Origin of the sequence: Streptomyces sp. NPDC049954 (assembly GCF_040656295.1) — a bacterium.
Lineage (GTDB): Bacteria > Actinomycetota > Actinomycetes > Streptomycetales > Streptomycetaceae > Streptomyces.
Genome location: NZ_JBFALS010000001.1, coordinates 538,986 through 551,533, shown reverse-complemented (window position 1 = coordinate 551,533; position 12,548 = coordinate 538,986). Strand labels below are relative to the sequence as shown.

The 12,548-nt window shown below is 72.3% G+C and carries 10 protein-coding genes; 8 read left to right on the top strand and 2 right to left on the bottom strand.

From position 1 onward, the window contains the following. Positions 1-69 precede the first annotated feature (69 nt). The gene (locus tag AB0J21_RS02325) at positions 70-1,107 is read left to right on the top strand and encodes a bile acid:sodium symporter family protein (RefSeq protein WP_363143864.1); all 1,038 of its coding nucleotides are present in this window, start codon (positions 70-72) and stop codon (positions 1,105-1,107) included. Positions 1,108-1,192: 85 nt separating this feature from the next. On the opposite strand, the gene fdhD is transcribed toward AB0J21_RS02325, so the two are convergent. Next, entirely contained in the window at positions 1,193-2,041 is an 849-nt protein-coding gene (gene fdhD / locus AB0J21_RS02320; protein WP_363143863.1) for a formate dehydrogenase accessory sulfurtransferase FdhD, read from the bottom strand. A 284-nt stretch (positions 2,042-2,325) separates the two neighbouring features. Between fdhD and AB0J21_RS02315 the strand changes: the two genes are divergently transcribed. Then, positions 2,326-3,666 carry an OFA family MFS transporter gene (locus AB0J21_RS02315; RefSeq protein WP_363143862.1) on the top strand — a complete coding sequence of 447 codons (1,341 nt, stop codon included), beginning with the start codon at positions 2,326-2,328 and terminating at the stop codon, positions 3,664-3,666. Continuing rightward, positions 3,663-3,797, top strand: coding sequence for a hypothetical protein (locus tag AB0J21_RS02310; RefSeq protein ID WP_363143861.1), 135 nt, complete (start codon positions 3,663-3,665; stop codon positions 3,795-3,797). Before AB0J21_RS02315 ends, AB0J21_RS02310 begins: the two co-directional genes overlap by 4 nt. A gap of 110 nt (positions 3,798-3,907) precedes the next feature. On the opposite strand, the gene AB0J21_RS02305 is transcribed toward AB0J21_RS02310, so the two are convergent. Further along, positions 3,908-5,416, bottom strand: coding sequence for an MFS transporter (locus AB0J21_RS02305; protein WP_363143860.1), 1,509 nt, complete (start codon positions 5,414-5,416; stop codon positions 3,908-3,910). A 719-nt stretch (positions 5,417-6,135) separates the two neighbouring features. Between AB0J21_RS02305 and AB0J21_RS02300 the strand changes: the two genes are divergently transcribed. From AB0J21_RS02300 to AB0J21_RS02280, 5 genes are all read left to right on the top strand, one after another. Beyond that, on the top strand, positions 6,136-7,083 hold the full coding sequence (locus tag AB0J21_RS02300) for a beta-ketoacyl-ACP synthase III (RefSeq protein WP_363143859.1): 948 nt from the start codon (positions 6,136-6,138) through the stop codon (positions 7,081-7,083). Between the two features lie 264 nt (positions 7,084-7,347). Continuing rightward, positions 7,348-8,025: a GntR family transcriptional regulator gene (locus tag AB0J21_RS02295; protein WP_363143858.1), complete on the top strand. Its 678-nt coding sequence runs from the start codon at positions 7,348-7,350 to the stop codon at positions 8,023-8,025. Between the two features lie 256 nt (positions 8,026-8,281). Further along, positions 8,282-9,463, top strand: a complete 1,182-nt coding sequence (locus AB0J21_RS02290) for an ROK family transcriptional regulator (RefSeq protein WP_363143857.1) — start codon at positions 8,282-8,284, stop codon at positions 9,461-9,463. A 527-nt stretch (positions 9,464-9,990) separates the two neighbouring features. Next, the gene (locus AB0J21_RS02285; protein ID WP_363143856.1) at positions 9,991-11,484 is read left to right on the top strand and encodes a sugar ABC transporter ATP-binding protein; all 1,494 of its coding nucleotides are present in this window, start codon (positions 9,991-9,993) and stop codon (positions 11,482-11,484) included. Beyond that, positions 11,481-12,521: an ABC transporter permease gene (locus tag AB0J21_RS02280; RefSeq protein ID WP_363143855.1), complete on the top strand. Its 1,041-nt coding sequence runs from the start codon at positions 11,481-11,483 to the stop codon at positions 12,519-12,521. Before AB0J21_RS02285 ends, AB0J21_RS02280 begins: the two co-directional genes overlap by 4 nt. Positions 12,522-12,548 lie beyond the last annotated feature (27 nt).

Sequence of the window (12,548 nt, the reverse complement as noted above, 5' to 3'; positions counted from 1 at the left end):
GGTTTCCCGATCATTGCCGGACGAGGGACGATGCAGGGGGCACCGAACCGAGCCGAGAGTATGGAGCACATGAAACGCCTGCGCTGGCCGTCGTGGATGCCGGTCGACCCCTACATCCTGTCCCTGATCGGCACCGTCGTCCTCGCCTCCCTGCTTCCCGCGAGAGGTACGGCCGCGGACGTCGCCTCCGGGACCTCGACGGGCGCCGTGGCGCTGCTGTTCTTCCTGTACGGGGCGCGGCTGTCCACCCGGGAGGCGATGGACGGGCTGCGCCACTGGCGTCTGCACCTCGCCGTGCTGGTCTGCACCTTCGTCGCCTTCCCGCTGCTCGGCCTGGCCGCGCGGGGCCTCCAGCCACTCCTGCTCAGCCCCGACCTGTACCGCGGCTTCCTCTTCCTGACGCTGGTGCCCTCGACGATCCAGTCCTCGATCGCCTTCACCTCGATCGCGCGCGGCAACGTGCCCGCCGCGATCTGCGCCGGCTCCTTCTCGTCCCTCTTCGGCATCGTGCTGACCCCGTTGCTCGCGGCGGGGCTGCTCGGCAGCAGCGCCGGCGGTTTCTCCCTCGACGCGCTCGGCAAGATCGTCGTGCAGCTGCTGGTCCCGTTCCTCGCCGGGCAGTTCCTGCGCCGCTGGGTCGGCGGCTTCCTCACCCGGCACAAGAAGATCCTCGGCTACGTCGACCGCGGCTCGATCCTGCTCGTCGTCTACACGGCCTTCAGCGAGGGCGTGGTCAAGGGCATCTGGCACCAGGTCACCGTCGGGCACCTCGCCGGGCTGCTGGTCGTCGAGGCCCTGCTGCTCGCCGTGATGCTCGTCGCGACCTGGTACGGGGCGCGCCGGCTCGGCTTCGGCCGGGGCGACCGCATCGCCATCCAGTTCGCCGGCTCCAAGAAGTCGCTCGCCTCGGGCCTGCCCATGGCGAGCGTGCTGTTCGGGGCCCAGGCCTCCCTCGCCGTCCTGCCCCTCATGGTCTTCCACCAGATGCAGCTGATGGTGTGCGCCGTCATCGCCAAGCGCCGGGCACGCGACCCCGAGGAGCCGGTGGTCACCGGGGCGGCCGAGGACCGGACGGCGGTCACGGCCACGGCGACGGGCGGCGCCTGAGGCGGCGGGGGAGGCGGCCGGGCCCCTCCTCGGGCGTACGGCCGCGGCGACCTGCCTCAGCCGGGCGTGGCCGTGGCGATCTGTCTCAGCCGGGCGTGGCCGCAGCCTCCAGCGCGACGCGGTGCTCGCCCGCGTACACGTTCATCGAGGAACCGCGCAGGAATCCCACGAGCGTCAGCCCCGTCTCGGCCGCGAGGTCCACGGCCAGCGAGGAGGGCGCCGACACCGCGGCGAGCACCGGGACGCCGGCCATCACGGCTTTCTGCGCCAGCTCGAAGGACGCCCGGCCCGACACCAGCAGCACCGTCCGCGACAGGGGCAGCCGCCCGTCCCGCAGCGCCCGGCCGATCAGCTTGTCGACCGCGTTGTGCCGGCCCACGTCCTCCCGTACGTCGAGCAGTTCCCCGTCCTCGGAGAACAGCGCCGCCGCGTGCAGACCGCCCGTGCGGTCGAAGACCCGCTGCGCGGCGCGCAGCCGGTCGGGGAGCCGCGCGAGCAGCTCGGGCGACAGCCGCACCGGCGGATCGTCCGCGATCGCGAAGCGCGCCGTGGTGCGTACCGCGTCCAGGCTCGCCTTCCCGCACAGCCCGCACGAGGAGGTGGTGTAGACGTTGCGCTCCAGCGTGATGTCCGGCAGCTCGACCCCCTCGGCGAGCGACACGTCCACCACGTTGTAGGTGTTGGAACCGTCCTCGGTGGCGCCCGCGCAGTACACGATGGTGCGCAGGTCCTGCGCCGAGGCGAGGACACCCTCACTGACCAGGAAGCCGGCCGCGAGCGCGAAGTCGTCGCCCGGCGTCCGCATCGTGATCGCGAGGGGCTTACCGCCCAGCCGGATCTCCAGCGGCTCCTCGGCCACGAGCGTGTCGGGGCGGGCCGACACCACCCCGTCGCGGATGCGGGTCACTCGCCGTCGTTCGGTCACACGTCCCATGCTCAGTCCCGGTTCTGTACGTGTCGGCAGCCGGTCCGGTCCCGGCCGCGCGGGTCGCCGCGGCCCCGGACGGCCGTACGGCGAGAAGACCCCGACGATCTCACGGCCCGCACCCGCAGGGGTACCCGCGGCCCTCCCATCGAACCCCCGCCCGCCGCGCGGCGCACCGCGGCGCCGGGCTCGGGGGGAGGACCCCGCACCTGCGCGACATGCTCGCCTCCTCCCGGAGGATCTCCGCACGAGGCCTTCCCAACGGAGCCCCCGCGTTCCTAGGGTTCCGGATCATGACTCCCCCCATCGCGCCACCCGGCTGGAGCCGCTGGCTCGTTCCCCCCGCCGCCCTCTCGGTGCACCTGTCGATCGGGCAGGCGTACGCGTGGAGCGTCTTCAAGCCGCCCCTGGAGTCCGCCCTCGGGCTCAGCGGGACGCAGAGCGCCCTGCCCTTCCAGCTCGGCATCGTCATGCTCGGCCTCTCCGCGGCCTTCGGCGGCACCCTGGTGGAGCGCCGGGGGCCGCGCTGGGCGATGACCGTCGCCCTGTGCTGCTTCTGCTCGGGCTTCCTGGTCTCCGCGCTCGGCGCCGCCACCAGCCAGTACTGGCTCATCGTGCTCGGTTACGGCTTCCTCGGCGGGATCGGCCTCGGCATCGGCTACATCTCACCGGTCTCCACCCTCATCAAGTGGTTCCCCGACCGGCCCGGGATGGCCACCGGCATCGCCATCATGGGCTTCGGCGGCGGCGCCCTCATCGCCTCCCCGTGGTCCGCGCGGATGCTGGAGTCCTTCGGCGGTGACCACACCGGGATCGCCTGGGCCTTCCTCGTCCACGGGCTCGTCTACGCCGTGTTCATGTCCCTCGGCGTCCTGCTCGTCCGCGTCCCGCGCCCCGCGGCGGCGCCGGGCGCAAAGGAGACCGGGGACCGGGCCGCCGCGCCGGGGCCGGCCTCCCTGAGCGGCGTCCAGGTCTCCGCGCGCTCCGCGCTGCGCACCCCGCAGTTCTGGTGCCTGTGGGTCGTGCTGTGCATGAACGTCACGGCCGGCATCGGCATTCTGGAGAAGGCCGCTCCCATGATCACCGACTTCTTCGCGGACACCGGGACCCCGGTCTCGGCCGCCGCGGCCGCCGGGTTCGTGGCCCTGCTGTCCGCCGCGAACATGGCCGGACGCATCGGCTGGTCCTCGCTGTCCGACACCATCGGCCGCAAGAACGTCTACCGCCTCTACCTGGGGGCGGGCGCCCTCATGTACCTGCTCATCGCCTCGACCCAGGACGCCTCCAAACCGCTGTTCGTGCTGTGCGCCCTGGTGATCCTGTCCTTCTACGGCGGCGGCTTCGCGACCGCGCCCGCCTACCTCAAGGACCTCTTCGGCACGTACCAGGTCGGCGCGATCCACGGCCGGCTGCTCACCGCGTGGTCCGCCGCCGGGGTGCTCGGCCCGCTCATCGTCAACCGCATCGCCGACCACCAGGAGGCGGCGGGCCGCAGCGGACCAGGACTGTACGGACTGTCCCTCGCCATCATGATCGGACTGCTGCTCGTGGGCTTCGCCGCGAACGAACTGATCCGGCCCGTGCACGCCCGCCATCACGTCGCGGTGACCGAGACCGCTGGAGGAGCCCGATGACCCGAACGCCGACAGCCCCGGCCCACGGCCGGCGCGGACTGATCGTCCTGGCCTGGCTGTGGGTGGGGCTGCCCCTCGCCTACGGGGTCTACGAACTCGTCCGCAAGGCGACGCAGTTGTTCACCGGCTGAACCGGCGTCCGGGAGTGTCCGTCCCGGTACGTCCGTCCTGGTGTGTCGTCCCGGTGTGTCGTCCCGGTGTGTCGTCCCGGTGTGTCCGGCACACCGGGACGGACCGGCCGCTACATGTGGACGGCCGGGGGACCGTCCTGCGCCGCGCCCGCGCGGTGGCGGCGGAACAGCAGACCCGCCACCACGAGGCCGACCGCGAAGAACCCGGCCGTCCACGCGTACGCCGTCGAGTAGCCCTCGACGCTCGCCGCGATCCGCACCATCGGGCTGCCCGGGTCGCGCCCGTGCAGATAGTCGGCCGCGGTGCTCGCCGCGACGGTGTTCAGCAGCGCGGTGCCCAGCGAACCGCCCACCTGCTGCATGGTGTTGACCATGGCCCCGGCCACGCCCGCGTCCTCGCGCGCCACCCCGCTGTTGGCCCGGCTCATCGCGGTCGCCATGACGGCGCCCATGCCCAGGCCCGCGACGATCAGCCCGGGCAGCACGTGCGAGGCGTACCCGCTGTCCGTGCCGAGCCGGGTGAGCCACAGCAGTCCGGCCGCGCCGAACAGCATCCCGGTACACACCACGACCTTCGGGCCGAACCTCGGCAGCAGCACGCTCGCACTGGTGGTCGCCGTCACCATGATCGACGCGCTCATCGGCAGGAACGCGAGCCCGGTCTGCACCGGCGAGAACTGGAGGACCTGCTGAAGGTAGTACGTGAGGAACAGGCTGATGCCGAAGATGCCGGCGCCCACGATCAGCATCGAGGCGAAGGCGGCGCCCCGGTTGCGGTCGAGCACGACGCGCAGCGGCAGCAAGGGGTGCCGTGCCTTGGTCTGCCAGGCCACGAAGGCACTCAGCAGGATCGCGCTCGCCACGAGGAAGCCCCAGGTGGCGAAGGCGGACCAGGAGTGGGTCTCGGCGTCGGCGAAGCCGTACACCAGGCAGAACAGACCGGCGCTGGCGAGCAGGGTGCCCGGCACGTCGAGGCGGGCCTGCCGGTTGCGGCGGGTGCGCTGGAGCAGGATCAGCCCGCCCACGAACGCGAGCGCGGCGAAGACGATGTTGACGTACAGCGTCCAGCGCCAGTTGAGGTGCTCGGTCAGCAGCCCGCCGAGCAGCAGGCCGACCGCCGCCCCGGAACCGGCGACCGCGCCGAAGATGCCGAACGCCTTGTTGCGCTCGACCGGATCGGTGAAGGTCGTGGTGAGCAGCGAGATCGCGGCCGGGGCGAGCAGGGCGCCGAACACGCCCTGGATCGCGCGGGCGGTGATCAGTACCTCGAAGCTGCCCGCCGCCCCGCCCAGCGCGGAGGCCAGTGCGAAGCCCGTCAGCCCGATCAGGAAGGCGTTCTTGCGGCCGAACAGGTCGGCGACCCGCCCGCCGAGCAGCAGGAGCGAGCCGAAGGCGAGCGAGTAGGCGGTCACCACCCACTGCCGGTCGGCGTCGGAGAAGCCGAGGTCGCGCTGGGCGGTGGGCAGCGCGATGTTCACGATGGTGGCGTCGAGCACCACCATCAGCTGGGCTATGCCGATCACCACGAGGATCAGCCAGCGGTGCGGGGCGGGGCCAACGCCCGCCGCGGGGGCCGCGCGGCCACCCGCCGTGACGGGGGCGGCAGCAGGGGAGGTCATGACAGGGGTACTCCGTTGTTCGTACAGGGGTGGGGCCGGGAAAACGCGGAAGGAGCCGCCCGGACCGGGCCGGTGGAAGGAGAACGGACCGGGCGTGGGCGCGGCGGCCGGAAGAGTCCCGGGGAGCGGGCTCCTCGCGGGGAGACGGCCCGACGCGGGACGGCGGACGAGCCGAGCAGGCGCGCCGCTCGGCGGCCGGGGGCTACTCGGTCGCTGAACGACCGGGTGCGGGGACCGGCGCCGCTATGCCTCGCCGGTTTTCCACAGGCACTCCGGCACGGTGGCCGGACGTGCGAGGGTCTGCCCAGGAGTCGTCCGGGTGCATCGCGCGAACGGTGTCGCGGACGGGCCGGTCATGACGGGACTCCTGAAAGGCGGACGAAGGAGGGCGCGAACCCTCCAGGGCGGGGTCACAGTAGAGGAACGTGGCGAGGGAACGCAAATGTGTCGAGTCGGTCGTTCCACAGGGAAACCACAGGTCGGGCGGGTCGCCCGGCGCCGGGCGGCGGTGGCCTCGCGCCGTCCCGCAGGGCCGCGCCGGGGCCGCTCGGAACGGGCCTGGGCGGGGCCGGGGTCGAGCCTGGCCGGGGCCGGGGCCGGGCCTGGGCGAAGCCTCCAAGAGGCGCGTCCGAATCCTGTCGCTTTACCTGCCCTCGTACCGATCGGTAAGTGATCAGGATGGGTGGGTCTGCCGCACGGCAACGGAGGGAATCGTATCCATGAACGGCTCACGGATCGTCGCGCTCGGCCACTACCAGCCCGGCCGGGTGCTCACCAACGAGGACCTCGCCAGGCTCGTCGACACCAGCGACGAGTGGATCAGGAGCCGGGTGGGCATCAGAACCCGGCACGTGGCGGGGGACGACGAACCGGTGGACGAACTGGCCGCCCAGGCCGGGGCCAAGGCGCTGGCCGCCGCGGGGCTCGCGCCCGCCGCCGTGGACCTGGTCCTGGTCGCGACGTCCACCGCGATCGACCGCTCCCCGAACATGGCCGCCCGCGTCGCCGCCCGGCTCGGCATGCACGCCCCGGCCGTCATGGACCTCAACGTGGTGTGCGCCGGCTTCACCCACGCCCTCGCGACCGCCGACCACGCCGTACGGGCGGGGGCCGCCGCCCGGGTCCTGGTGATCGGCGCCGACAAGATGTCCGCCGTCGCCGACTGGACGGACCGCAGTTCCTGCGTCCTGGTCGGGGACGGGGCGGGCGCCGCCGTCGTGGAGGCGTGCGCGGCGGGTGAACAGCCCGGCATCGGCCCCGTCCTGTGGGGCTCCGTCCCCGCCATGGGCAACGCGGTCCGCATCGAGGGCAGCCCGCCCCGCTTCTCGCAGGAGGGGCAGTCCGTCTACCGCTGGGCCACCACCCAGCTCCCCGAGGTCGCGCGGAAGGTGTGCGAGCGCTCCGGGCTGCGCCCCGAGGAGCTCGCCGCCGTCGTGCTGCACCAGGCCAATCTGCGCATCGTGGAGCCGGTCGCCCGGCGGCTCGGGGCGGTCAACGCGGTGATCGCCAAGGACGTCGTGGACTCGGGCAACACCTCGGCGGCCAGCATCCCGCTCGCCTTCTCCAAGCTCGTGGAGCGCGGGGAGATCGCGACCGGCGACCCCGTCCTGCTCTTCGGCTTCGGCGGCAACCTGTCCTATGCGGGCCAGGTCGTGAGCTGCCCCTGAGCCGCCCGGCGCCGGTCGCCCCCGGCGAGGACCGGGCCGCGCCCGCCCGGGGCCGGGCTGAAACGGTCAAGGGCGGGCGAATCGCCCGTGTCGAGCCAAGACGGGTGGAGAGGGGTGTGCCGGTGTACGGATGTCAACTCGGCTTCGGGCCCGGCGCGGTGCTCAGTAGACTGTAGACGAAAGGCAATGCGCGCGGGGTGCCGGACGAGCCAGTCCCGGCGGTCGCGCGGGTCTCAGTCGAGCAGGCCCAGAAGGGGGACCGCGATGCTGTCCACAGGACTTCCGCAAGGGGCGGTGCCCAAGCTCGAACGGCCCGGCCCGCTGCGCGAACGCGTCTACGAGACACTGCTCGAACTGATCACGACCCGTGCCCTCCAGCCGGGACAGCACCTCGTGGAGAGCGAACTGGCCGGCCACCTCGGGGTCTCCCGGCAGCCGGTGCGCGAAGCGCTCCAGCGGCTCAACACCGAGGGATGGGTCGATCTGCGGCCCGCTCAGGGCGCCTTCGTGCACGAGCCCACCGAACAGGAGGCGGACCAGCTCCTGACGGTCCGCACGCTGCTGGAGGCCGAGGCCGCCCGGCTCGCCGCCGCGAGCGCCACGAGCGCCGGCATCGCCGAGCTGGAGGCGCTGTGCGACCGCGGGGAACAGGCGGTCGCCGAACAGGACGTGGACCTCGTCGTGGCCACCAACGCCGCGTTCCACGCCAAGGTCATGGAGCTGGCCGGCAACCTCGTCCTCGCCGAGCTGGCCGGGCAGGTCGACCGCCGGGTCCGCTGGTACTACACGCCGGTGGCCGCGCAGCGCGGACCGCAGTCCTGGACCGAGCACCGCTCCCTGATCGCGGCGATCGCGGACCACGACGAACAGGGCGCCCGCCGGATCATGCGCGAGCACACCGAGCACACCCGGGAGACCTACCACCGCCGCGAGGGCGCCTGACCTGGTGCCTGCCGAGGCGCAGACAGCCGTCCGCCCCGGGCCGTTACCGCACCGCGATTCCCTTGTGAGCCCCCGCCCCGAATGCTGGGGGGCGGGGGCTCTTGGCCTGGACCGCGACCCGGCTTTGTCCTGTGCCGGGAAAAAGTCTGCGGCAATTCCCTCCCAACTTCTTCCCACTTCCGTACGTCGCTGCTACGTTCACCGTCGAAAGCGCGAAGCAGACAGCCGGTGAGGCGGGGAGGGGCGCGTGAGACGCATGACGGCACGACCCGCGAACGCACACCAGGCGAGGCTGCTGCGGCTGTTGCGTGACTTCGGCCCCAACTCCCGTGCACAACTGGGTGATCAGGTCGAACTCTCACGGTCGAAGCTGGCCGTGGAGGTGGACCGCCTGCTGGAGACCGGGCTCGTCGTGGCCGACGGGCTCGCCGCCTCGCGGGGCGGCCGGCGTTCCCACAACATCCGGCTCGCTCCCGCCCTGCGCTTCCTCGGCGTCGACATCGGCGCGACCTCGGTCGACGTCGCCGTCACCAACGCCGAACTGGAGGTGCTCGGGCACATCAACCACCCCCTGGACGTCCGCGAGGGGCCGGTGGCGGTCTTCGAGCAGGTGCTGTCCATGGCGGCCAAACTCCGCGCCTCGGGGCTGGCGGAAGGGTTCGACGGCGCCGGTATCGGTGTCCCGGGACCCGTCCGGTTCCCCGAGGGGGTGCCGGTCGCGCCGCCGATCATGCCGGGCTGGGACGGCTTCCCGGTCCGCGAGGCGCTCAGCCAGGAACTGGGCTGCCCCGTCATGGTCGACAACGACGTGAACCTCATGGCGATGGGGGAGCAGCACGCGGGCGTGGCCCGCTCCGCGCGCGACTTCCTGTGCGTCAAGATAGGGACCGGTGTCGGCTGCGGGATCGTGGTGGGCGGCGAGGTCCACCGCGGCACCACGGGCAGCGCCGGCGACATAGGCCACATCCAGGTGGAGCCCGACGGGCGGTCCTGCGCCTGCGGCAACCGGGGCTGCCTGGAAGCCCACTTCAGCGGAGCGGCCCTGGCCCGCGACGCCGAGTCCGCCGCGCGTGAGGGGCGCTCCCCCGCACTTGCCGAACGGCTCTCCGCGCAAGGGAAACTGAGCGCGGTGGACGTGTCGGCGGCCGCCGCCGCCGGGGACACCGCGGCCCTCGACCTCATCCGTTCGGGCGGCAACCACACCGGGCAGGTCATCGCCGGCCTGGTGAGCTTCTTCAACCCCGGCCTGGTGGTGATCGGCGGTGGGGTGACCGGCCTCGGCCACACGCTGCTCGCCGCCATCAGGACCCAGGTGTACCGCCAGTCACTCCCGCTCGCGACGGGCAACCTGCCCATCGTGCTGGGGGAGTTGGGGCCCGCAGCCGGAGTCATCGGCGGGGCCCGCCTGATCAGCGACCACTTGTTCTCCCCGGCGTAGAGCGCATCCGCGCCGCCCGCCGGGGTGCCCGCGCCGCACCTCGGCGAGGGCACCCGCGATCCCGCACCACCGAGCGCACCGGCACCACTGGCACGATCCGCGCACCACCGGCACTGACCGCACCACTGACCGCACCGCTGGCACGATCCGCGCACCACCGGCACCGAAGAGCACCACCGGAACGATCCACCCGCGCGTCACCCGCACCACCAGAACCACCAGCGCACGATCCGGGTACCCCCCACGAGCCGCACCACACGTACTGCCGCACCGGGAACATCCGCAACCGCCTTACCTGTGACCGTAGTTGCCCGTAAGTCGTACTCCTTGCACGCGCAGCACCCGCACCCGCACCACCCGCACCACCTGTGCCCCCGCTGTGCACCACCTGTGCCGCACAGTCACCGCACCACACCGCACGAGCCGCTCTCCTTCCGCACGCCGTTCGCCGCGCACCGCATCCCCGAGGGGAACCCGCCATGGCACCTGTGCCCGAAGACGCACCGCCACCCGCAAGTCTGCTCACCATGTCCGGCATCACGAAGTCCTTCCCCGGGGTCCGCGCGCTCGACGGCGTGGACCTGGAGGTACGGCCCGGGGAAGTGCACTGCCTCCTCGGGCAGAACGGCGCCGGGAAGTCCACGCTGATCAAGGTCCTGGCCGGAGCGCACCAGCCCGACGACGGGACGATCACCTGGCAGGGCGAGGAGGTGACGCTCCGCTCCCCGATCGCCGCGATGAGCCTCGGGATCGCCACCATCTACCAGGAACTCGACCTGGTGGAACACCTGTCGGTCGCCGAGAACGTCTTCCTCGGTCACGAGCCCACCTCGGCCGGCTTCGTCGTACGCGCCCGGGCGGCCCGCGCGCAGGCGGGCCGGCTGCTGGCGCGGCTGGGGCACCCCGAGATCGACCCGGGCACCCTCGTCGGTCAACTCTCCGCCGCCCACCAGCAGATCGTCTCCATGGCCCGGGCCCTGTCGCACGACGTGAAGCTCATCGTCATGGACGAGCCCTCCGCCGCGCTCGACCCCGACGAGGTGGACAACCTCTTCCGCATCGTCGGCGATCTCACCGCCGACGGGGTCGCGGTGGTGTACATCTCGCACCGCCTGGAGGAGATCCGCCGCATCGGGGACCGGGTGACCGTCCTCAAGGACGGGCGCGCCGTCGCGGGCGGGCTGCCCGCCGAGTCGACGCCCACCAGCCAGGTGGTCTCCCTCATGACCGGCCGCAACGTCGCGTACGTCTTCCCCGAGCGCCCCGGCGCCGCACGCGATGCGCCAGACGTCGTGCTGAGCGTCGAAAACCTCTCCAGGGAAGGCGAGTTCGACCATCTGGACCTGGAGATCAGAGCCGGGGAGATCGTCGGCCTCGCGGGCCTGGTCGGCTCCGGCCGCTCCGAGATCCTGGAGACCGTCTACGGCGCCCGCAAGCCCACCACGGGACAGGTCAGCGTCGGCGGCGCCCCGGTACGTCCCGGAAGCGTGCGCGCCGCCGTCCGCGCCGGGATCGGGCTCGCCCCCGAGGAACGCAAGGCGCAGGCCCTGCTGATGCTCGAATCCGTCACCCGCAACGTGTCGGTGTCCTCCATGTCCCGCTTCTCTCGCGGCGGTTGGCTGGAGCGCGGCAAGGAACGGGCCGCCGCGCACGCCGCGACCCGGGAACTGTCCCTGCGCCCCGACAACCCCGAGGCGTACATCCGCACCCTCTCCGGCGGCAACCAGCAGAAGGCCGTGCTCGCGCGCTGGCTGCTGCGCGGCTGCCGGGTCCTGCTCCTCGACGAGCCCACCCGCGGAGTCGACGTCGGCGCCCGCGCCGAGCTGTACTCCGTGATCCGCCGGCTCGCCGACGACGGCCTCGCCGTCCTGCTCGTCTCCAGCGAAGTCCCCGAAGTCCTGGGGCTCGCCGACCGTGTCCTGGTCCTGCGCGAGGGTGCCGTGGTGCACACCGCCCCCGCCCGCGAACTGGACGAATCCCGCGTACTCGACCTCGTCATGGAAGGGAGCCCGACACCATGACGCAGCCCGCCTCTCCCGCGCAGCAGGGCGGTCCCGACGCCGGCCCCGCGCCCGCCCCGCACAAGAACAGCTCCGGCCCCTCCGCGAACCTCAAGCCCGGCTTCATCCGCTGGGACGTGCGGACCCTGTCCCTGATCGGCGTGCTGCTCGCGCTGGCCGTCGTGGGCGGGATCACCAAACCCGACGAGTTCATCGCCACCACCAACCTCCAGCTCATCCTGACGCAGTCCTCGGTCATCGGGGTCGTCACCGTCGGCGTCACCTTCGTGATCATCGCCGGGGGAATCGACCTGTCGGTCGGCGCGATCGTCGCGCTGGCCTCCGTGTGGTGCACGACCGTCGCCACCCAGGAGTTCGGCTTCTGGGGCATCCTGTTCACCGCCCTGCTGGTGGGCGTGGGCTGCGGACTCGTCAACGGGGTCCTCATCGCGTACGGCGGCATGGTGCCGTTCATCGCCACGCTCGCGATGCTCGCCTCGGCGCGCGGACTCGCGCTCAACATCACCGACGGACAGACCCAGATCGTGTCCGTCTCCTCGGTGCTCGACCTCGGGCAGCGCGATTCCTACGTCCTCGGGATGCCCCCGCTGGTCCTCGTGTTCGCGGCCGTCGTGATCATCGGCTGGCTCGTGCTCAACCGCACCACCTTCGGCCGGCGCACCTTCGCGGTCGGCGGCAACCCCGAGGCGGCGCGGCTGGCCGGGATCGACGTGCGCCGCCAGCGGCTGTACCTGTACCTGCTGTCCGGGCTGTGCTGCGGGATCGCCGCGTTCCTGCTGGTGGTCCTGTCCGGATCCGGACAGAACACCAACGGCAATCTGTACGAACTCGACGCCATCGCGGCCGCGATCATCGGCGGAACCCTGCTCAGCGGAGGCCGTGGCACCGTCGTCGGCTCCGTGCTCGGCGTGCTGATCTTCACCACGATCACCAATATCTTCGCGCTCAACAACCTCCGGAGCGACGTCCAGGACATCGCGAAGGGCGCGATCATCGTGGTCGCCGTCCTGATCCAGCGCCGCACCGTGCGCGAGTAGTGCCGCGGCAGGCCATCTCCGCCCCGT